Source organism: Pseudomonas sp. B12(2026) (genome assembly GCF_057767015.1).
The window spans coordinates 1,062,384-1,083,718 of record NZ_CM173430.1 but is presented as its reverse complement, the minus strand read 5'-3'; the positions used below and the strand labels follow the sequence as shown (position 1 = coordinate 1,083,718).

Below are 21,335 nucleotides of genomic sequence, written 5' to 3'. Positions count from 1 at the left end.
GGCCAGGACCAGTTCGAGCCTGGCCGCTCTAGCTGGAGACCTCGATGGCGCTTGAACGCTCCGACGTGGAAAAGATCGCCCACCTCGCCCGCCTGGGCCTGGAGGAAGCCGACATTTCGCGCACCACCGACACCCTCAACAACATCCTCGGCCTGATCGACGCCATGCAGGCGGTCGACACCGACGGCGTGGAGCCCCTGGCCCACCCGCTGGAGGCCACCCAGCGCCTGCGCGCCGACGCGGTCACCGAGGAAAACCGCCGCGAAGCCTACCAGGCCATCGCCCCGGCCGTGGAAGACGGGCTCTATCTCGTCCCGAAAGTCATCGAGTAAGCGCTAAGGACACGGACACATGCTGCATCAACTGACCCTCGCCGAAGTCGCCCGCGGACTCGCCGACAAGCAATTCTCCGCCCAGGAACTGGCCACTGCCCTGCTTGCGCGCATCCAGCAGCTCGACCCGCAGCTGAACAGTTTCATCACCGTCACCGAGGAACTCGCCCTGGCCCAGGCCAGGGCCGCCGACGAACGGCGCGCCAAGGGCGAGACCGGCGCCCTGCTCGGTGCGCCGATCGCCCACAAGGACCTGTTCTGCACCGAGGGCGTGCGCACCAGCTGCGGCTCGAAGATCCTCGACGCCTTCGTCTCGCCCTACGACGCCACCGTCGTCGAGCGCCTGGCCGACGCCGGCACCGTGAGCCTGGGCAAGCTGAACATGGACGAGTTCGCCATGGGCTCGGCCAACGAATCCAGCCACTACGGCGCGGTGAAGAACCCCTGGGACACCTCCCGCGTGCCGGGCGGCTCCTCCGGCGGTTCCGCCGCCGCCGTGGCCGCACGCCTGATCCCGGCCGCCACCGGCACCGACACTGGCGGCTCGATCCGCCAGCCGGCGGCGCTGACCAACCTCACCGGCATCAAGCCGACCTACGGCCGCGTATCCCGCTGGGGCATGATCGCCTACGCCTCCAGCCTCGACCAGGGCGGCCCGCTGGCCCGCACCGCCGAGGACTGCGCGCTGATGCTCGGCGCCATGGCCGGCTTCGACCCGAAGGACTCCACCAGCGTCGACCAGCCGGTGGACGACTACCTGGCCGCCCTGAGCAAACCGCTGACCGGCCTGCGCATCGGCCTGCCGAAGGAATACTTCGGCGCCGGCCTGGACAGCCGCATTGCCGACGCGGTGATGAAGGTGGTCGAGCAGCTCAAGCAGCTCGGCGCGGTGGTCAAGGAAATCTCCCTGCCGAACATGCAGCACGCGATCCCTGCCTATTATGTGATCGCGCCGGCCGAGGCCAGCTCCAACCTGTCGCGCTTCGACGGCGTGCGCTACGGCTACCGCTGCGAGAACCCGCAGAACCTCGAAGACCTGTACAAGCGCTCCCGCGCCGAAGGCTTCGGCGCCGAGGTGAAGCGCCGCATCATGGTCGGCACCTACGCGCTGTCCGCCGGCTACTACGACGCCTATTACCTGAAGGCGCAGAAGATCCGCCGCCTGATCAAGAACGACTTCGTCAGCGCCTTCGCCGAGGTCGACGTGATCCTCGGCCCGACCACGCCGAACCCGGCCTGGAAACTGGGCGAGAAGAACAACGACCCGGTCGCCCAGTACCTGGAAGACATCTACACCATCACCGCCAACCTCGCCGGCATCCCGGGCCTGTCCATGCCCGCCGGCTTCGTCGACGGCCTGCCGGTGGGTGTCCAGCTGCTCGCGCCATACTTCCAGGAAGGCCGCCTGCTCAACGTCGCGCACCAGTACCAGCTGGTCAGCGACTGGCACAAACAAGCTCCGGCCGGATTCTGAGGACCATATAGATGCAATGGGAAACCGTGATCGGGCTGGAAATCCACGCACAGCTCTCCACCCAATCGAAGATCTTCTCCGGTAGCGCCACCACCTTCGGCGCCGCCCCGAACACCCAGGCCAGCCTGATCGACCTGGCCATGCCCGGCACCCTGCCGGTGCTGAACCAGGAGGCCGTGCGCATGGCCTGCCAGTTCGGCCTGGCGATCAACGCCGAAATCGCCGGGCGCAACGTCTTCGCGCGGAAGAACTACTTCTACCCGGACCTGCCCAAGGGCTACCAGACCAGCCAGATGGACCACCCCATCGTCGGCAAGGGGCACCTGGACATCACCCTGGAAGACGGCACCGTCAAGCGCGTCGGCATCACCCGCGCGCACCTGGAAGAGGACGCCGGCAAGAGCCTGCACGAAGACTTCCACGGCATGAGCGGCATCGACCTGAACCGCGCCGGCACGCCGCTGCTGGAGATCGTCTCCGAGCCGGACATCCGCAGCGCCAAGGAAGCCGTGGCCTACGTCAAGGCGATCCACGCGCTGGTGCGCTACCTGGGCATCTGCGACGGCAACATGGCCGAAGGCTCGCTGCGCTGCGACTGCAACGTCTCGGTGCGGCCGAAGGGCCAGGCCGAGTTCGGCACCCGCGCCGAGATCAAGAACGTCAACTCCTTCCGCTTCATCGAGCGGGCGATCAACCACGAAGTGCAGCGCCAGATCGACCTGATCGAGGACGGCGGCAAGGTGGTGCAGGAAACCCGCCTGTACGACCCGAACAAGGACGAGACGCGCTCCATGCGCAGCAAGGAAGAAGCCAACGACTACCGCTACTTCCCCTGCCCGGACCTGCTGCCGGTGGTGATCGAGCGCGCCTTCCTCGACGGCCTGCGCGCGCAGCTGCCGGAACTGCCGGACCAGAAGCGCGAGCGCTTCGAGAGCCAGTACGGCCTGTCCGCCTACGACGCCAGCGTGCTCTCCGCCAGCCGTGAGATGGCCGACTACTTCGAGCAGGTGCAGGGCATCTGCGGCGACGCCAAGCTGGCCGCCAACTGGGTGATGGGCGAGCTCTCCAGCCTGCTCAACAAGGACGGCCTGGAGATCGAGCAGTCGCCGGTTTCCGCCGAGCACCTGGGCGGCATGATCCTGCGCATCAAGGACAACACCATCTCCGGCAAGATCGCCAAGATGGTCTTCGAGGCCATGGCCGCTGGTGAAGGTTCGGCCGATGCGATCATCGAGGCCAAGGGCCTGAAGCAGGTCACCGACACCGGCGCCATCGACAAGATGCTCGACGAGGTGCTGGCGGCCAACGCCGAGCAGGTCGAACAGTACCGCGCCAGCGACGAAGCCAAGCGCGGCAAGATGTTCGGTTTCTTCGTCGGCCAGGCGATGAAGGCCTCCAAGGGCAAGGCCAACCCCGGCCAGGTGAACGAACTGCTGAAGAAGAAGCTCGAAGGGTAAGTCGCCCCTTCTTTTCCAGAAGAGTGCCAACGCAGGCGTTGGCCCGGCGAACGGCCGGCCAGGGATGGCCGGATCGGAACCCGTTGCTGCGACTGGAACGTCGGCAGCCGTGCCGGGTAAATCGTCCCCTGGAAGCTCCGTCATGTGGCGTTCACTCCCGACTCTCTCGCTTCTCGCCGGCCTGGCCCTGCTGGCCGGCTGCAGCACCCCCTCCTACGAGCGCGATGCGGAGGTCTCCGGCCACGGCTATCGCGTCGAGGGCACCGCCTCCTACTACGGCAAGGCGCACCACGGCAGGCGCACCGCCAGCGGCGAACGCTTCAACCAGCACGCCCTGACCGCCGCGCACCGTACCCTGCCCTTCGGCACCCGGCTGAAGGTCACCAACCTCGACAACGGCCGCAGCGTGGTGGTGCGGGTCAACGACCGCGGTCCCTTCGGCCGCGGACGGATCATCGACCTCTCCCGCGGCGCCGCCGAACGCCTGAACATGTTGCGCACCGGCATCGCGCCGGTACGCCTGGAAGCACTCGACTAGGAGCATTCATGAACGACAACCGCATCCCCGGCGAACAGGTCCGCCGCGAAGTGATGGGCGACGCCTTCGTCGACCGCGCGCTGAACAACGCCACCGACTTCACCCAGCCGCTGCAGGACTTCGTCAACGAGCACGCCTGGGGCGGGGTGTGGAACCGCGAAGGCCTGCCACGCAAGACCCGCAGCCTGATCACCCTGGCCGCGCTGACCGCACTGAAGTGCCCGCAGGAGCTGAAAGGCCACGTGCGCGGCGCACTGAACAACGGCTGCACGGTGGAGGAGATTCGCGAAGCGCTGCTGCACTGCGCGGTCTATGCCGGGGTTCCGGCGGCCATCGACGCCTTCCGCGCGGCGCAGGAAGTGATCGACGCCTGGCAGGCGGATCGGCAGGCCTGATCCAGCGCCTCGTGGGCGCAATGGCCTACGCCTCCTACGCTCGGAGCCGGCGTGGCTTTGCGTAGGAGCAACTGTCTTTTACTCGAAGTCAGTTCTCCAGCAAGTGCCGTCCCGGACCATCGCATTGAGCCGTACGATCAGAACTCGCATGCAGGCCACCAACGCGACTTTGGCGCATCGGCCGTTTTCGCGTAGGCCGTGATAACGAAGAGCGAAGCTCTTCTGGTAACGAATGACCGACCAGGTTGCCATGTAGAGGATGCGTCGAATCATGCCGCGCCCTCCGCGGATACGGCGTTGCCCCGATTTCTGGCCGCTGTCGCTGTTGTAAGGGGCCAAGCCGACCAGGGCGGCGATCTGGCGACGGTTGAGTTGTCCCAGTTCTGGCAGGTAAGCCAGTAATCCTGCGACGGTTACCGGGCCTACGCCCTTGACCTGACTGAGTTGCTGGACCTGCTCGGAGTCCACCGTAGCCATGGCCTCGGCGATTTGCTCGTCATAGCTGCAAATTCTGGCCTTCAAGGCCTTGATGGCGTCCTCCAGGCATTGGCGAACGAAGGGGTCGTTGGCCTGCTGCAGGCGCCGGCGCTCATCATCGCGCTGCCCAACCAGTTGCTCGCGACGTTGCACCAGCTCTCGCAGCCGCCGGCGCTCCGGCGAAAGAACCGTACTGGGGGCTTCCTCCAGCGTTTGGGCCAGATGCGCCAGGACGGCCGCATCGATGGGGTCGGTCTTGGCCAACTTGCCCATGGCGGTAGCAAACGCCCGAACCCGTGTGGGATTCAAGCGAGAGACTGCGTGGCCGGCTCGGGACAAGGCATGCAGGACGCCTCGCTCATATCCACCGGTAGCCTCCAGCACAATGCGGCCGGGCTTCTCCTCGGCGAAGAGCGTCACTAACTGCTGATGTCCCGCTTCGTCATTGGAAACGCTCAAGCTCCTGCCCTGTGGGCGGAACCATACGGCCAGCGAGTCCTTGGCAACATCGATACCGATCCAACACGTCATGCTTCAACCCTCGTAAACTACATGGCGAGAGCGCTCTGACTGCCCACGCTTGTGGTTCGAGGTTGTACTCGTTCAACTGTTCGGGCTTTGGTCAGAGGACGGCGGGAGGCAGCTTGGGCTCCTACTCGTGCTGCTAACACTGCGGACCTGCAGCTTGCTTCCCGCCGCTCTCACCTTCGATCCTACCGAAGTCAGCAGACACAAGCGGACCTTGTCCGCGAAGAGCATCGCGGATGAATCCGCGCCTACAGGAGAACGTCTCGGACATGCGCCTGCGCAGGAGCGGACTCCGTCCGCGATTTGCCGGCAGGGCCGGCGCGATTCGCGGATAAGATCCGCTCCTACAAGAGCAGAACCTTCGGCTTTCGCCCTTACGGGTAACTGAACCGCTTCACCAGCGTCAGCTCGCCCGGCTGGCGCATGGGGATCAGGAAGGACTCCTGCTTCTCGTTCACCGTCCCCTCCTCCGTGACGATGGTCACCTGCGCCGTGGTCAGCGGCTTGGCCGCGTCCACCTCGCCGGAGCTGTCGTCCTCGCTCCAACCGCCGCCGTAGTAGTTCACGTAGACCAGGTACTGGCCCTTGGGCGGGGTCGGGCTGGCGATGATTTCCGGGCCGTAGCCGGTGGTCACGTCGACGTCCTGGGCCGCGCCGTTGGCCAGCGAGCGGTTGCCGTACCAGACGTGCCCGCCGTCGGGGGTCACCAGATGCAGGTCCAGGTCGGTGTTGTCGGAGTCCCAGGCCAGCAGCACGCGCAGCTTGGCCGGCACCTCGCCGCCACCGCCACCGTGGTAGAACTGCACGCGCCTGCGCTGCTGGCCGTCCGGGCTGACGACCTCGACGCTGTTGGAGCCCGCCGGGAAGGCGAACGGGCGGTCGAACCTGCCGTCGCTTTCGACCCGCATCGGCATGGCCACACCATTGACCACCAACCGCGCCGGGTCCCGGTTGTCCTTGGGCAGCGCGCGGATTTCGCCACGGATGCGCGCGGTGTCGGACTGGTCCGCGCGGGTGTTCACCGACGAGGCCGGGTAGTTCACCGTCTGCCGGAAGTCGGCCTTGTCGCCGTCGCCCGCGCGCCAGCCGCCCAGCGGCGTATCCAGGCGGATCGGCGATTCGGCGGCCTGCGCCGCCAGCGGGATCAGGCTGGCGAGCAGGGACAGGCGGAGCACATGGGCGAGTGTCATGACGATCATTCCAGTATCAGGCGACGGGCCAGGCTTTCCACATAGCCCTCGTCTTGTCCATTGGGGTGCGCCTGGAAGGCCAGGTGCAGGTATTCGTGGGCCAGGTCGAGGCGGTCCTGCTGGGAATACAGGCCGCGCACGAAGATGCGCTGGCGTTCGCGGTCGACGTAGGGCCGGCCGCTGCTCAGGCGGCACACGGCGAAGGACTGCAACTCCTCGTACCCCGGCTCGCCTTCCAGGCGCGGACGCCAGTTGCGGCGCTGTGCCTGCAACCAGCGCTCCGCCTCGGGCAGCGGCTGGCAGGCGGCGGCCGGGTTGCTCCAGCGGCTGAGGCTGGTGCGCGGGAAGGCGCGGGCGAGGATGGCGTCGTAGCGCAGGCCCCTGGCGGCCTGCTCCCGGGCGTCGCGCCAGGACAGCTTCGACTGCCCCGCCTCGTCCGAGTGATAGGTGACGGTGCCGCCGGCCAGCACCAGATCGGCGGTCCAGGCGGCGATGCCACGCGCCGCCTCGCTGGCCGGGCGCGGCGCCACGCGCTGGCGCTGGCTGCTGTCGTCGATGCTCAGGCAGTCGCCGCGCGGCGCTCCGTTCTGCAGCAGATAGGTGCGGATGGTCACCGCCAGCGCCTTGGCCGCTTCCGGCGGCGTGGCCGAGGCTTCGCGGTCCAGCACGCGGGCGACGTATTCCTCGCGGGACAGGCGCGCGGTCAGGCGCGGGCCCCGGGCACCGCGCTCGAGGAACAGATCGCCGCCGCTGTCCACGTCCAGTCGAACGCCGTTGGCGAACAGCACATTCTGCCGGCCTTCCAGCAAACCCTCGGCGGCCGTCTGGTTGCGCGCGTCATAGACCTCCTTAAGCGGATAGCGGCTGAACAGCCCAACCTCCACGCAACGCCCCAGATCGCGCGGCCAGGGCGCTGGCAGCGCGGCGCCGATGGCGTTGCCGTAGTTCGCCAGCACGGTCTTGCTGGTGCCCGGTCCGCGCGCCCAGAGCGGCGTGCCGTCCGCCAGCCAGCCGGCGAAACCGCCTTCGCGCTGGCCGTCCACGTCCCAGCTCCAGGTCTTCACCCGCAGGCGTCCGCCCAGCACCGCCGGGGCGCGGCCTTCGTCGGCGGCGAGACTGACGTCGAGCAGCACCTTCTGTGCCTGCTCCTGGGCCGGCAGGTGCTGCAACTGGTCGAGAAGTTCGGCGACCGGCACTTCGGTCTGCGGCGCCAGCTTGTCCAACTGAGCGATCCACGCCGGCGCGTGGCGCGCCTGCCAGTATTGCTGCCAGACCGCGCCGTCGATGCCCAGGCGCTGCGGCTGGAAGTACAGCCCGCAGGACTTCACCAGCGCCGCGTCACGCCCGATGCTCTGACCCGCCGTGCAGCAATAGACCTCTTCCTTGTCCTCGCCGCGGCAGCGGTAGGCCGGCTCCTGCTGGCCGGTGTCATTCAGCCAGGCGTAGACGAACAGCTTCCACAGGCTGCCCAGCGGCGCGCGCAGGTCGGCCGGCAGCGGCTGGCGATCGAGCACCTGCTGCGGCCCGAGGCGCAGCAGCTGGTCGCCCTGCGCGGTGCGCCAGGCCAGCTGCGCCTGCCGCTCTTGTGCAAGAGCGGGCGCCCCAAGGGCGCAGAGCGGCAACAGCAGGATCAGCCCGGCAAGACGCGTACGCATTTACTGGACCTTGATCTTCGCCAGGGCCGGCTGCTGCTCCAGCGCCTGTTCCTGCGGCGCGTAGAGCCGCTGGTAGCGCGCCGGCGGCAGGACGAACTCGCCCTTCTGCGAGAAGCGCAGCAGATGACGGAAGCGCAGCTCGCCGCCCAGGGTGTCCACCGGCACGCCGTAGAACAGGTCGCCCGGTTCGTTGCGCGCGCGCTCCAGGCTGGTCGCCTCGACGCCGCCCAGGCCGCTGATCTGCAGGCCCCAGGTGGTGCGCTCGACGTCCGCGCCCGGCGGCAGCGGCACTTCCAGCATGCCGTAGCGCAGGGCCTGGGCCTGCTCGGTGGTCAGGGTCACTTCGTCCAGGTACAGCTCGTCGCTGGACAGCGGCTTGTCGCCCAGTTCCTCGGCGCTGAAGGCGAAGGCGTCTTCACCCGGCACCAGGCGCAGCAGGCGACGCTTGATGGTCACCGGCAACTGGCCGGCCGGGGCCTCGGCGCTGCGGAAGGTCACGGAAGCGTTGAGCGGGCGCGACGGCGCGGCGCTCAGGTCGAGCTGCGCCGGAACCTCCTTGCCCTGCCATTGCCAGAAGGCGTCGCCGGTGGCGCTGCGCTTTTCCTTCCAGTCCGCCGCCGGCTTCGGCAGCTCGCCGGCCGGCGCCGCGGCCACGGCGCGCTGCATCCAGGTCAGCGCCAGCGCGCGTTCGACGGTGGACTGCTGCGGCGACAGGCTGAGCAGCAGCGCGCGGGCGCGGTTGGCGTCCACGCTGCCGGCGTAGAGCTGCACGGCGCGGGCGAAGGGCTGCTCGCTGGTGTTGAGCTTCAGGCGCGCGGCATCCAGCTGTTTGGCGAAGCCCTGCGGCAGCGCGACCTTGTTCTGCTCGGCCAGGCTGGCCGCCAGCACACGCGCCACCGCCAGCCCCAGCGCGGAGTCCGGATCACCCATGACCAGGCTGTCATTGGCGTTGGCCGCGGACTTCGCCGCCTCGCCTTCCCCGGCGGCGACCAGATCGCCCAGCAGGCCTTCGACCAGGGTCTGCACCGGCAACTGCATGTCGCGGGCGAAGGCCAGGATCAGCGCGCGCTGCAGCAGCGGCGTGGCGCTGGCGCGCGCGGAATACAGCTCCAGCACGCGTTGCCAGTGGTCCGCCGGCAGCTGGATTTCCAGCGCGCGGCTGGCGTGCCAGTCGGCGTAATACGCATAGGCGGTGAGGAAGGCGTCGTTGTCCTCGCCGCCCCACCAGGTGAAGTAGGCGTCGGGGCCGGCCATCTGCACCAGGCGCAGGCGGCTGGTCTGCATGATCAGCCGCAGGCGGTCGCGGATGCGCGGCTCGCCGCCGGCCAGCAGCGGATAGGCGACGCTCAGCGGCAGCAACTGGCTGGCGGTCTGCTCGACGCCGCCCCAGGGGTAGTCGAGCAGCGCGTCGAGGTTGCCGCGCAGCAGCGCCTGGGCGCTGTCGTCCAGGCGCAGGCGCACCTCGCGGGCGTCCGCCGGCAGCTGCAGCGGGGTGTTCTGCGCGCTGATCTGCAACGGTCTGGACTGCAGCACCTGCCAGCTGTCGGCCACCAGGCTGAAGCGCACGCCGAGGCTGTCGCGGACCTGGCCGTCCTGGCGCAGCTCGACGTTCCAGTCGCCGTCGCTCAGCGGCTGTTGCGGCAGGGCGATGTAGTTGACGCCGCGCTTGAGTTCCAGCGCCTGGGTCTTCTCTTCGCCGTTGGCGCGGATCAGCAGTTCGGCCCTGGCGTCCTGCTCGCCCTGGTTGAAGACGAACAGGCCGAGGTCCGGCGCATCGCCGCTGCGGAAGCGCTTCGGACCGCTCCACTTCAGGTACAGCGGCTTCTCCGAGCGGATGAACTGCTTCTTCTGGCCGACCTGCCCTTCGTCATCCATGGCGCGGGCGGTGATGCGCCAGCGGGTCAGGGAATCGGGCATGCGGAACGTGAACCGGGCCTTGCCGTTGGCGTCGGTGACCAGCTCCGGCTCCCAGGCGGCGGTGTCGACTTCCTCGCGGCGCGGACGCTCCAGCACCTTCACCCCGCGCTCGCTGCGGTTGGCGCGGCCGGGGGCGCTGGGTGTGCCGGGCAGCGCGACGTCGTAGCTGATGAACGCGAGGCTGGCGCTGGTGCGCACGTTGTTGCGCCGCGGGTGGTAGAAGAACTGGTCGATGCCCGGGGCGATCTCCGGCTGCAGCGCGTAGATCATCTCGTCCACCACGCTCACCGTCAGGTGGCTGGACACCGGCTTGCCGGCGTAGGTGGTGTCGAGGTTGACGGTGACCGTCTCGCCCGGCTCGTAGCGCTCCTTGTCGGTGCTCACGGCGACCTCCACCTGCGGCACGGCGACCTTGATCCCGGCGTTCTGGAAGCTGTAGTCGCCGCTGCGGGTGTAGAGCACGGAGAAGGTCAGGTTCGGCGAGAACTCGGCCTTCACCGGAATGCGCGCGCGGTACTGGGTCGGGTTGAGCTTCTCCAGCTTCAGCCAGTCGCCGCCCCTGGACAGCAGCGCGGTGGCCTCGACCTTGTCGCGCTCCAGCGACAGCAGCGCGTCGTCCACCGGCTCGGGGAAGGTGATCAGCGCCAGGGCTTCCTCGCCGGCCTGGTATTCGGCCTTGTCGAGGACGATTTCCACGGTGCCCGGCACGGCCTTGACGCCCTCGCCGCTGACCGAGTGGCCGGTGCCGCCGAGCAGCTGGCCGGCCTTGTCGCGCAGCTCGACGCTGTAGGTGCCGGGCTTGTCGAAGGTGATGGCGAACTTGCCGCCCTCCACCGCGCCATCGCCGCTGCTGCGGTCTTCCAGGCGCAGCCAGCGGAAGGCGGTCGGCTGGACCTGGGTCTGCTGCTCAGCGGCGTAGCTGAACTCGACCTTGTCGCCGGCGGCGCTGAAGCGCTGCGGCGCGCTCACGCGGTAACGCGCGGCGCCACGCTCGATGAGGATTTCCTTGCTGGTCTTCACCCGGTACGCGGCGCCATCGCTGGCGAATACCGTGAGCATGTAGCGGCTCGGTTTCTCCGCCGCCGGCAGCTCCAGCGCGGCACGGCCCTGGGCGTCGGTGGTCAGCTGCGCGCTGGACAGCTCCACGGGGAACTGGCCGAGGTACTGCAGCTCGTTGTCCACCATGGACAGCTGCTGGGCGCGCAGGCTCAGTTCCAGGCGCGCATTGGCCACCGGCTTGCCGTCCGGGTAGAGCAGGATCAGGTTGCCCTGCACCGGCTCGCCGGTCTTGAAGTCCGGCTTGGCGAGGTCGAGGGAAATCTCGAAGTGCGGCTTGATGTACTCGGCGACGCGGAAGGCGCTGCTGTAGGTCTGGTCACGGTAGTCGAAGCGCAGCTCGTAACCGCCGGCCACGGCGTTGGCCGGCAACTGGAAGCGGCCGTTGGTGCCGCTCTTTGCGTCGTACTTGAGGTCGAGGGTCTGCAGCGTGGTGCCGGCGGCGTCGATCACCGACAGGCGCAGCGGCGCGCTCTGCGGCGCCTGCGATTCACGGGCGTTCCTGAACTCGCGGCCGACGATCTTCAGCGCTACCCAGTCGCCCGGGCGGTACAGCGGACGATCGGTGAAGGCATAGAGCTTGGTGTCGTAGATTTCGCTGTCGTAATAGAAGTTCTCGGAGACGAAGACGCCGCCCTCCGCGTCCTCGCCGATCACGAAGGAGCGCTCGGGGCTGACGTGCTGCAGGCGCAGCAGGCCGTCGGCGTCGCTGCTGCCGCTGCTCATCACGCCCAGGCCGTCGGTCCACAGCACCTTGGCGCCGGCCACCGGCGTGCCTTCGTGCTTGCGCGCGGTCCACACCAGCAGCTCGTTGCCGGCGATCTTGCTCACCGCGACGCTGTTGGAGACGAACACCACGGTGGTGGCGCGGTACTTGCCCACCAGCGCTTCCACCAGGTAGAGGCCGGGCTTGAGCTTGCCCAACGGCACGTAGACGTTGCCGGGGGCGACGTTGATGAACTCGCTGGACGAGCCCATCAGGCTGACGTCCTTCGGCGGCTGGATCGGCTTGGCGTCCCACAGCGGATAGCGGAACTGGCTGACCAGCGGCAGGCCGGGAATCGGCGCGTACTGCGGCTGCGCGTCGTAAGGCGTGGGCGCGGCGATGGCGTTGCCCATCTTCAGCTCGGGCACCACGTCGGTGACCTGCTTGCGCGATTCGTAGGAGAACGCCCGCTGCATCACCCGGCGCGACTTGCGGTACCAGTTGTCCCACAGGTAGGCCAGGGTGTTGGACAGGCCCTCGCCCTTGAACTGCCCCTCGGACACCACGCGATGCAGGTTCTTCTGGCGCTTGAGGAAGTCCAGCGGCTGGTCGATGCGGTAGACGCGGATATCGGCGCCGCCGTAGGGCTCCATGCGGTAGCGGCGGTAGTCGCGGCCCGGCGCCTCCAGGCGCACCCTGGCCACTTCGTCGGAGGCGAAGCTGCTGTCTGCGAGCAGGAAGAACGACTCGCCGGCCATCGGCGAATAGTTGCTCGCCGGCACCTCGTCATCCGCCTGCACGGCAGCCGGCGCGGCGGCGAACAGGCCGGCGCAGGCCAGGGCGGCGGCAATCCCGCGCAGCGCGCTCATCGGGCGAGGAAGGACAAGCGATAGACGCCGATAAAGTTGGGATTGGATTCGTCGGGTATCCATCGGGTGTCCTTCCATGTCATGAGTTGTTGCAGGCTGACCGAGCGCATGCCGTTGTCGGTCGGCGTACGAGTGCCGGTGTGGTAGGCGATGTCGCGGCCCATCCAGATCATCAGATGCTGGTCATCGCCCTGGTCGAAGAAGATCAGGTCGCCGGGGCGCGCCTGGTTGAGGTCGCGGCCGACGAACTGGCTGTTGTACTGGATGAGTTTGATCGCGTTGACGTAGGGGCCGGTCCTGCCGCCGCCCTGCTGCCAGGTCTGCGCCAGGCGGCGCTGTTCGTCGCTGAGTTCCAGCTCCGGCGGCAGGTAGCGGTTGGACAGGCCGTTGGCGCGCAGCCATTTGGCGTCGTGCACCTTCAGCGCCTCGTTGGCGGCGAAGCGCACCAGGCCGGCGCAGTCCTGCTGGTGCCAGCGCGGGCTCGGGCCCTGGCGCAGCTGCTCCTCGGCGATGCGCACGAACCAGGCGCGGAATACCTGCGACTGCGGGGCATCCAGCGCCGTCCCGGCGGCCTGGGCCAGCGCGGCGGCGAGCACTCCGGCGAGCAGGGTGAGGGAGCGTCCGATCACAGCGCCTTCCATTCCAGCGGCTGCCACTGCCAGTCGCCGCCCGGCTCGGTGCCGGCCGGCAGCGTCAGGGCGTAGGCGCCCTGCGTGGAGAGAATCCTCAGGCGCGGCAGCAGCAGGGTTTCGGCGGCATTGCGGAACACCGGCTCGATGTCCTGCGGCAGGCTTTCCAGCGTTTCGCGCTGGAGCAGGTCGGACAGCGTCCTGGGCGCCAGATACGCGGGCACCAGGGCATCCCCGGGCAGTACGTCGGACAGCGGCGGGAAGCGCTTGGCCAGGGTGTTGCGGGCCTTTTCCAGCACCTGGTCGTCGAGGGAGAACACCAGGGTCGAGCCGTCACGCAGCAGGCTGACGCGGAAGAAGTTGTCGCCGCTCACCTGATCGGGACTCTCCGCCTCACTGGCCGGGTGCTGGCCGAAGCGCGAGCTGACCTGGCGCTGCCACAGCCGGCCATCCCCCTCGGGGCGGCTGTCCACCGGGAAGGCATGTTCCTCGACGTTGGCCTCGTAGGCGCCGATCATGCTGCCGAACAGCTTGCCCAGCTCCTCGTCCAGCTCGGGGCTGGCCGGCGCGTCGAGCTTCACCACCAGCAGCGGCGAATGCAGGCGCGACTCGGGGTACCAGCACAGCCCCGCCGCGCCGCTGAGGTGCTCGGAGAACGCGGCGGCCATCTTCTGCTCGGCGCCCAGGCGCACCAGCAGGCTGTCGTACAGGCCGGGCGTGACCGGCAGCGCCACGCAGGCGCTGGCGCCCATCGGCATGGCCTGCCACACCGGGGTGAAATCCAGCGCCGGCTGGCGGGCGACTTCATTGAGCGCCAGGAAGCTGCGCCAGCCGTCCTTGCCCTGCTCGAAGCGCACGCCGGCGAAGGCCGGGATGAAGCGCTGGTAACCCATCGCCAGGGCGCCGGCGCCCAGGGTGACGCGCTGCTTCAGCTCGCCGGACGGCTCCAGGCCGAACTGCCGGGCGAACGCCTGCTCGCCTTCCAGCAGCGTCGCGAGGTCCTTGGCGACGGCTTCGTCCGGCGCGCCGAGACCTGCCTCGCTGGCGCCGCTGAAGAGCATCTGCGGATTCGACAGCACCAGCATCTGGTCGCCGCGGGAGACGAACAGCACGCTCTTCTCGGCGCCGTAGCGCAGGCGGTAGACGCCGGTCGCATCGCCGCCGACCTTGATCTCGCCCACCTTCTGCAATTGGCTGTCGTCCGCCGCGACCTTCGCCAGCGGCTCCAGCAGCTTCGCCAGGCCGCCACGGCGCAGCACCACCAGGAAGTCGCGCAGGCGGCCATCGGCGCCACGCCACAGGGCGACCTGGGCAGGCTGGTCAAGCAGTTCCTCGATCAGGCTGTCCTTCAGGCTCAGGTCGTGCTCGTAGACGATGCGCCGCAGGGTGCCGGTCAGGCCCAGGCGGTCGGCGTTGTTCTCGTAGTAGAAGACCAGGTCCTCGGTCAGCACGTCGCGCAGCAGCGGCACGTCCAGCACCGCCCTGGGCAGTTGGCTGAGCGAGGCGCTCTCGATCAGCGCGTCGGGGCGCTGGAGGTCGAACTGCGCCTGCGGCGTCTGCGGCGCCTCCAGGCTGCCCGGCGGCGCCGAGTGGAAGAAGGGGATCAGGCCGAAGGCCAGGGTCAGGCCGCCGGCGACCAGCGCGGCGGCGACCACGCCGATGGCGATCAGCGGACCCCGGCGCGGTGGCTGCGCGGCCGGAGGCGTGGGCGTGCTGTCGTGGCTGCTGGAGGAAGTGTTGTCGCTCATGGATCGCGTGTCCCGTGTCATCCCTGCGAGGGGCGGATTCAGTAGTTGAAGGTCTTCACCAGCACCAGATCGCCGATGGTGCGCATGGGCACCACGAAGGTCTCGCGCTTCTCGTTGACGGTGTTCTCGTTGAACACCAGGTTGATCTCGGCGGTGATCACGTCCTGCTGGTTGCTGCCCGCCTGGAAGTTGTAGCCCTGGCTGTTCAGGTTGCCCCAGTAATTGACGTAGACCAGGTAGGTGCCGCGCAGCGGCGCCGCCATGGTGAACATCTCCGGCCCCGGGCCGTCGACGCCATCGGGGTCGAGGCCGCCGCCGTTGCCCAGGCGCGGATGGGCCCAGAAGGCATGCTGGCCGTCCGGGGTGACGATATGCAGGTCGAGTTCGGCCTTGGGATCGTTCCAGCCCAGCGCCAGGCGGATGCGCGGTGGAATGCGGCCGTTGTTGGCCTCGTAGAACTGGATGCGCTTGAGCGACTGGCCCTGCTCGCTGCTCAGCGCGACGCTGTTGCTGCCGGCGCCGAAGTTGTAGGGCCGGACGAAGCGGCCTTCGGCGTCGGTGTAGAGGGGCAGCGGATTGCCGTTGACCACCAGGCGCTGGGCGCGGTCGACGGCGGACAGTCCGCGCAGGTGGCCCTCGATCAGGCTGCGGCCGCGAACCCCGCCGCGGTCGATGGGCGGCGTGGGATAGGCCACGCGCGGGGCGTTCAGGTCATCGGTGAGGCCGGAGTAGCGCCAGCCGGCGCTCGGGCTGTCCAGCTCGGCGCGCGGCTCGGCGGCGGCCGCCAGCAGACAGGCTGGAAGACAGGAGGCGGCACACAGAATCCGGCGCGTGAGATGCATGAACAGTCCTTGATCGTGCAAGCGGGGGGCAAATGTAACCGTTTCTGTACAACGAAGACATCGAGTTCACGACGCCCAGGAACACAAGGTCGCCTTTCAGCAATAGCTTACAAGCCCATGCAGTCTTGTCTTACTTCGGCGATCTGCAAATGCGCAGCGCCGGTCGTCACATCCAGCCGCCCCACTGCAGCGCGAAGATACCGATATTGGTGGTCACCGCCGCCGCCAGGGTGGTGATCACGATGATCGAAGCGGCCAGTTCATGATTGCCGTTCGCCGCGCGGGCCATCACGAAGCTGGCGGCGGCCGTGGGGCTGGCGAAGTAGAGGAACAGCACGCCCAGCTCGGCGCCGCGAAAGCCGTAGAGCCAGGCGCCGGAGGTGCAGACCAGCGGCAGCCAGACCATCTTCATCAGGCTGGCGCTGACCGCCAGGCCGCCGCTCTCGCGCAGCGAGGCCAGCGACAGGGTGCCGCCGATGCAGATCAGCGCCAGCGGCAGGGTCATCTGGGCGAAGTACTCGGCGGAGGTGAGCAGCCAGCCCGGCAGCGCGATCTGCAGCCAGGAGAACGGCAGCGCCAGCAGCACGCCGATGATCAGCGGGTTGCGCAGCACGCTCTTGAGGATACTCCAGGGGTCGGAGCGCATATCCGGGCTGTAGATCGCCAGCACCACCGAGGACAGCGTGTTGTAGCTGAGGATCACCAGGGCGGCGAGGACCGAGCCCAGCGCCAGGCCGTGGTCACCGTAGAGGTTGGTGGCCAGGGCCAGGCCGATGATGCCGTTGTTGCCGCGAAACGCGCCCTGGGTATAGACCCCGCGGTCGGCGTGGGGCACCCGCCAGATCGACCAGCCCCAGGCCAGCAGGAAGCCCACCAGGGTCGCCGCGCAGAAATACAGCAGCAGCGCCGGGCGCGCCGCGCTGTGCAGGTCGGAATGGTAGATGCCGAGGAACAGCATCGCCGGCATGGTGGCGTTGAACACCAAGGCCGAGGCGGTCTGGATGAACTCGGGATTGATCGCCCCCACGCGCCGCAGCAGCACCCCGAGGAACAGCATGGCGAATACGGGCGCGGTAATGCCGAAGGTCTGGAGCAGGAGTGCGAGCATGGGGCGGGGACGTCTGGGCGGTGGAGCCGGCGATCATAGCAAGCCGCGCGCCGATCGCCGCGCCCGGATCAGGCCTCGGCTGCCGCCTCTTTTTCCGGCGCCGGCAGTTCCAGCGGCTTCGACGGCTTCGGCTGCTCGCCATCAGCCAGGCGGGTCAGCTTGCCGTCGACGGTGGCGCCGCTCTCCATGCTCAGCTGGCGGTACTGGATGTTGCCGACGATGCGCGCGTTGGAGTGCAGCTCCAGCAGGTGCTCGACGTACAGGTCGCCGACGATGGTGCCGTCGATCAGCGCGTCGTAACTGCTCACGTTGCCCTCGATCCGCCCTTCCGTGCTGAGCGCCAGCAGGCTCGCCGCGCCCGGCTTGTGGCTGACGTTGCCCTTCACCGCGCCGACGATCTTCAGGCCGTCCTCGAACTGCAGGTCGCCCACCAGCGATACATTGCCCGAGAGCAGGCTGGAGAACTTGTCCACCGCTACCTGCGGCCCTTTCTTCTTGATGTTGCTGAACATGCCGGTTCTCCTTCGACGGCTCACCGCGTGGGTTTCTGCTGGCGGAAGAACGCCAGCTCCGTCTTCAGTTTCTTGATTTCGGCGGACATCACGTCGATGCGCCGCATGAGTTGTTCGCTGTTCGCCTGATCCGCCTCACCCTTCAGGCGCTTCTCCGCCAGCTCGGCGTTCAGCTGTGCGTTGTGCGCTTCCAGCGCCTCGATGCGCGCTTGCGCCTGCCCGTCGTCCCGGGCGCGCAGCAGGTAGCCGCCGGCGAGCACGGCGATCAGCAGCAAGGCGGCCCAGCCCAGCCGGACGTAGTCGCGGGGCACGTGGGGGCGGTGCTCGGCACGCAGCAGCTGGCGGGTGGAAAGCTTCCTAGTCGGTGGCCAGGCCATCGCTGTCGATCTCCATACCGCCCAGGGAGAGGAAGTTCTGCGGGTCGACGAACTCGCCGCGGTAGATCACCTCGAAATGCAGGTGCGGCCCGGTGGAGCGCCCGGTGGAGCCCACCTTGGCGATCTCCTGCCCCGGCAGCACCACGTCGCCCACCTTCACCAGCAGCCGGGAGGCGTGGGCATAGCGCGTCACCAGGCCGTTGCCGTGGTCGATCTCGACGCGATTGCCGTAGGACGGATGCGCTCCGGCCACCCTGACCCGCCCGCCCGCGGCGGCGTGGATCGGGTTGCCGGTGGCGGCCGAGAAATCCTGGCCGGAATGGAAGGCCAGGCGCCGGTTGAAGGGGTCGACCCGGTTGCCGAACGGCGAGCCCAGCCGCGCCTGCTCCATCGGCCGGCGGGCGGGAATCGCCATGAAGTCGGCGTTGCGCCGCGCCACCTGGTCCATCAACTGGTCGAAGACCTGCCGCAGGCATCTGGCCGAGCGTTCGCTGCGGCCCAGGTCGGCATCCTCGGCCGGCAGCGGCTCGGCACAGGAGCGCGGCGGCAACAGGATGCCGCCCTCGCCGCTGGCGGAGGCCTTGCGCGCCGGTACGGCCCTGGCCTGCGGCGCCAGCGCGGGGTCGAGCCGGGACAGCTTGCGGGCGATCTCTTCGTGGCTGTCGACGGCCTTGAGCAGGTAGGCGGCGTCCTTTTCCAGCACCTGCAGGCGGCCGGAAAGCTCGCCGATGCGTTCGGCGGCGAAGCGCTCGCCGGACTCGTCCGCAGCAACCGCGGGCTGCACCACGGGCAGCGCCACCGGCCCGACCTGTGCGCGCCCCAGCCAGAGGCCGCCGGCGAAGGCCGCGACGGCCAGCGCCAGCGCCACGCAAGCCGCGCCCAGCATGAGCCGGCGCGGATCGACCAGATGCAGGTCCGAGCGGGTCAGGGCCTGCCGTGACGGGGAAAGGAACTTCATGAAGGTACCCTTGGGCTGCCTTGAGGCCGGGCAGTGCCCGGCCGGGGTGCACAGGGTACCTGTTATTGAAAAGCGTGCAGCGACTAAACACTGCAATGTGTAGGAAATTAAGAAGAATTCATCCCAGATGAGATGACTTTCAGAGGTTTCCCACTAACCAGATCACAATTTCACAGGGAATCAAACTGCCATCACGCCGGCAGCACCGCCTCCATTTCCCGCAGCCGGCGATCCTCCAGGCGCAACTGCCGCGGGTGGAAACGCTTGAGGCTGGCGCGGTGGCCGATGCTGATCAGGGTGACGCCCGGCAGCTGCTCCAGCAGCACCTGGTAGAGCGCCGCCTCGTCGGCCTCGTCGAGGGCCGAGGTGGCCTCGTCGAGGAACAGCCAGCGCGGCGCGTAGAGCAGCGCGCGGGCGATGGCCAGGCGTTGCTGCTCGCCGGGCGAAAGCACCCGCTGCCAGTGCTCGGCCTCGTCCAGGCGCGGGATCAGCGCCTCCAGCCGGCACAGGCGCAGGACCTCCTGCAGACGCTCGACGCTGTGCTGGTCGGGCTGCTCCGGGTAGCTCAGCGCCTGCGCCAGGGTGCCGATCGGCAGGTAGGGCTTCTGCGGCAGGAACAGGCTGCGCGCCTCGGGCATCCGCACCACGCCGCTGCCGTAGCGCCACAGGCCGCTCATCGCCCGCAGCAGGGTGCTCTTGCCGCTGCCGGAGGGGCCGCCGATCAGCACGTGCTCGCCGGGCCTGACGGTCAGGCTGGTGGGTTCGAGCAGCTGGTGATCGCCGCTCAGTTCCAGGCTGAGGTCCTGCAGGTGCAGCAGCTCGCCGTCCTTGCGCACGGCGATGTCGGCGGATTCCCGGGCGGTTTCGGCCATGGACGAGCGGAAGCTCAGCAGACGGTCACAGGTGGCGCGCCAGCTGGCGAGGTCGGCGTAGGCGTCGATGAACCAGCTCATCGCCGACTGCACGTTGCCGAAGGCCGAGTTGATCTGCATGAGTTCGCCCAGCTGGATCTGCCCGGAGAAGTAGCGCGGGGCGGCGACGATGAAGGGGAAGACGGTGGCGATCTGCCCGTAGCCGGCGGAGAAGAAGGTCAGGCGCTTCTGCACCTTCATCAGCTCCCAGAAGTTGCTCCAGACATTGCGGAAGCGGGTCATCAGCCGTTCGTTCTCGTTGCCCTCGCCGTTGTACAGGGCGATGCTCTCGGCGTTCTCGCGCACCCGCACCAAGCCGAAACGCAGGTCCGCCTCGTAGCGCTGCTGGCGGTTGTTCAGGCCGATCAGGCGACGGGCGATCAGGTGGGTCAGCCAGCTGCCGACCAGGGCGTAGAGCAGCGCGGCCCAGAACATGTAGCCGGGGATGGTGACGCCCAGCAGTTCGACGCTGCCGGAGACGCCCCAGAGGATCACCGAGAAGGACACCAGGCTGACCACGTTGCTCAGCAGGCCCAGGCTCAGGCCGAGGGTGGTGGTGGTGAAGTTCTTCAGGTCCTCGGTCAGGCGCTGGTCGGGGTTGTCGGTGTAGCCGCCCTGCTCCATGCGGAAGTAGTTCTTGTGCTGGAGCCATGCGGCGAAGTGCTTTTCGGTCAGCCAGCGGCGCCAGCGGATCGTCAGCATCTGGGTCAGGTACAGCCGGTACACGGCGGTGAGGATGAACACCGCGGCGATGCCGCAGAACATCAGCATCAGGTGGATGAAGCTCGGCAGGTCCTTGTTCTGCAGGGCGTTATAGAAATCCCGGTACCAGCTGTTGAGCCAGACGTTGAGGGCCACGCCCACCAGCGACAGCGCGATCACCACGATCAGCAGCAGCCAGGCCATGCCTTTTTCTTCGCTGCGCCAGTAGGGCGCGGTGAGTTGCCAGACCCGGTGGAAGAAATGACTGCGAACGGCATCGTTCGCCGCGTGGTATTCGGCGCTGTCGGTCATGGGGTTGTGCTCGCACGGCTGAAAATAAAAGGAGCGCTCATTGGCGCTCCCTTGTGTTATCGATCGCTTAACGCCTCACCGGGCGTTTCTGCAGCTTACGCTGCAAGGTCCGTCGGTGCATACCCAGGGCGCGGGCGGTGGCGGAGATGTTGCCATCGTGTTCGGCAAGCACGCGCTGGATATGTTCCCACTGCAGGCGGTCCACCGACATGGGGTTTTCCGGCACCAGGGTTTCCAGGTTGGCATGCTGCGACAGCAGCGCGGTCAGCACGTCGTCGGCGTCGGCCGGCTTGCACAGGTAGTTGGTGGCGCCGCGCTTGATGGCCTCCACCGCGGTGGCGATGCTGGAGTAGCCGGTGAGGATCACCACCCGCATCTCCGGGTCCAGCTCCAGCAGCTTGGGCAGCAGCACCAGGCCGGAGTCGCCGTCCATCTTCAGGTCGAGCACGGCGTAGTCGGGCAGGTCTTCCTTTGCCACGGCCAGGCCTTCCTCGGCGGAGCCGGCGACCGATACCCGCAGCCCGCGGCGGGTCATGGCGCGGGCCATGACGCGGGTAAAGGTGGCGTCGTCATCCACCAGCAACAGGTGGGGCTGCTCTTCGCCTTCGAACAGGATCTCTTCGCTCATGGGACTTCCTCGCG

General features: G+C 68.2%; 18 protein-coding genes. 5 read left to right on the top strand and 13 right to left on the bottom strand.

Annotated features, from left to right (window positions below; genetic code table 11):
* Positions 1-44 precede the first annotated feature (44 nt).
* From gatC to AC3B6A_RS05080, 5 genes are all read left to right on the top strand, one after another.
* Entirely contained in the window at positions 45-332 is a 288-nt protein-coding gene (gene gatC / locus AC3B6A_RS05100) for an Asp-tRNA(Asn)/Glu-tRNA(Gln) amidotransferase subunit GatC (protein WP_015475813.1), read from the top strand.
* A 19-nt stretch (positions 333-351) separates the two neighbouring features.
* Positions 352-1,806: an Asp-tRNA(Asn)/Glu-tRNA(Gln) amidotransferase subunit GatA gene (gatA, locus tag AC3B6A_RS05095; protein WP_488401215.1), complete on the top strand. Its 1,455-nt coding sequence runs from the start codon at positions 352-354 to the stop codon at positions 1,804-1,806.
* Positions 1,807-1,817: 11 nt separating this feature from the next.
* Positions 1,818-3,263, top strand: a complete 1,446-nt coding sequence (gatB, locus tag AC3B6A_RS05090; protein ID WP_488401214.1) for an Asp-tRNA(Asn)/Glu-tRNA(Gln) amidotransferase subunit GatB — start codon at positions 1,818-1,820, stop codon at positions 3,261-3,263.
* Between the two features lie 142 nt (positions 3,264-3,405).
* Positions 3,406-3,801 (top strand): septal ring lytic transglycosylase RlpA family protein, encoded by a 396-nt coding sequence (locus AC3B6A_RS05085; RefSeq protein WP_488401213.1) that lies wholly within the window; start codon positions 3,406-3,408, stop codon positions 3,799-3,801.
* Between the two features lie 8 nt (positions 3,802-3,809).
* Complete coding sequence (locus AC3B6A_RS05080; RefSeq protein ID WP_488401212.1) at positions 3,810-4,196, top strand: carboxymuconolactone decarboxylase family protein; 387 nt, start codon at positions 3,810-3,812, stop codon at positions 4,194-4,196.
* Positions 4,197-4,274: 78 nt separating this feature from the next.
* On the opposite strand, the gene AC3B6A_RS05075 is transcribed toward AC3B6A_RS05080, so the two are convergent.
* The 13 genes from AC3B6A_RS05075 to AC3B6A_RS05015 form a co-directional block, all read right to left on the bottom strand.
* Positions 4,275-5,204 carry an IS110 family RNA-guided transposase gene (locus AC3B6A_RS05075; protein ID WP_488399089.1) on the bottom strand — a complete coding sequence of 310 codons (930 nt, stop codon included), beginning with the start codon at positions 5,202-5,204 and terminating at the stop codon, positions 4,275-4,277.
* A 371-nt stretch (positions 5,205-5,575) separates the two neighbouring features.
* Positions 5,576-6,391: a YfaP family protein gene (locus tag AC3B6A_RS05070; protein WP_488401211.1), complete on the bottom strand. Its 816-nt coding sequence runs from the start codon at positions 6,389-6,391 to the stop codon at positions 5,576-5,578.
* A gap of 5 nt (positions 6,392-6,396) precedes the next feature.
* On the bottom strand, positions 6,397-8,046 hold the full coding sequence (locus AC3B6A_RS05065) for a DUF2300 domain-containing protein (RefSeq protein ID WP_488401210.1): 1,650 nt from the start codon (positions 8,044-8,046) through the stop codon (positions 6,397-6,399).
* Positions 8,047-12,594 (bottom strand): alpha-2-macroglobulin family protein, encoded by a 4,548-nt coding sequence (locus AC3B6A_RS05060; protein WP_488401209.1) that lies wholly within the window; start codon positions 12,592-12,594, stop codon positions 8,047-8,049.
* Entirely contained in the window at positions 12,591-13,235 is a 645-nt protein-coding gene (locus AC3B6A_RS05055; protein WP_488401208.1) for a DUF1175 domain-containing protein, read from the bottom strand. The genes AC3B6A_RS05060 and AC3B6A_RS05055 overlap by 4 nt, the downstream gene beginning before the upstream one ends.
* A complete protein-coding gene (locus AC3B6A_RS05050; protein WP_488401207.1) occupies positions 13,220-14,971 on the bottom strand; it encodes a DUF2138 domain-containing protein in 1,752 nt (583 codons plus the stop codon). Before AC3B6A_RS05050 ends, AC3B6A_RS05055 begins: the two co-directional genes overlap by 16 nt.
* Positions 14,972-15,009: 38 nt before the next feature.
* Positions 15,010-15,813, bottom strand: coding sequence for a YfaP family protein (locus AC3B6A_RS05045; RefSeq protein WP_488401206.1), 804 nt, complete (start codon positions 15,811-15,813; stop codon positions 15,010-15,012).
* Positions 15,814-15,979: 166 nt separating this feature from the next.
* Positions 15,980-16,921 (bottom strand): AEC family transporter, encoded by a 942-nt coding sequence (locus AC3B6A_RS05040; RefSeq protein WP_488401205.1) that lies wholly within the window; start codon positions 16,919-16,921, stop codon positions 15,980-15,982.
* Between the two features lie 68 nt (positions 16,922-16,989).
* A complete protein-coding gene (locus tag AC3B6A_RS05035; protein ID WP_488401204.1) occupies positions 16,990-17,433 on the bottom strand; it encodes a bactofilin family protein in 444 nt (147 codons plus the stop codon).
* A 20-nt stretch (positions 17,434-17,453) separates the two neighbouring features.
* Positions 17,454-17,810 carry a hypothetical protein gene (locus AC3B6A_RS05030; RefSeq protein ID WP_488401203.1) on the bottom strand — a complete coding sequence of 119 codons (357 nt, stop codon included), beginning with the start codon at positions 17,808-17,810 and terminating at the stop codon, positions 17,454-17,456.
* A complete protein-coding gene (locus AC3B6A_RS05025; protein ID WP_488401202.1) occupies positions 17,791-18,768 on the bottom strand; it encodes a M23 family metallopeptidase in 978 nt (325 codons plus the stop codon). Before AC3B6A_RS05025 ends, AC3B6A_RS05030 begins: the two co-directional genes overlap by 20 nt.
* 191 nt (positions 18,769-18,959) lie before the next feature.
* Positions 18,960-20,693, bottom strand: a complete 1,734-nt coding sequence (locus AC3B6A_RS05020; RefSeq protein ID WP_488401201.1) for an ABC transporter ATP-binding protein/permease — start codon at positions 20,691-20,693, stop codon at positions 18,960-18,962.
* Positions 20,694-20,760: 67 nt separating this feature from the next.
* On the bottom strand, positions 20,761-21,321 hold the full coding sequence (locus tag AC3B6A_RS05015) for a response regulator transcription factor (RefSeq protein WP_488401200.1): 561 nt from the start codon (positions 21,319-21,321) through the stop codon (positions 20,761-20,763).
* Positions 21,322-21,335: the final 14 nt, after the last annotated feature.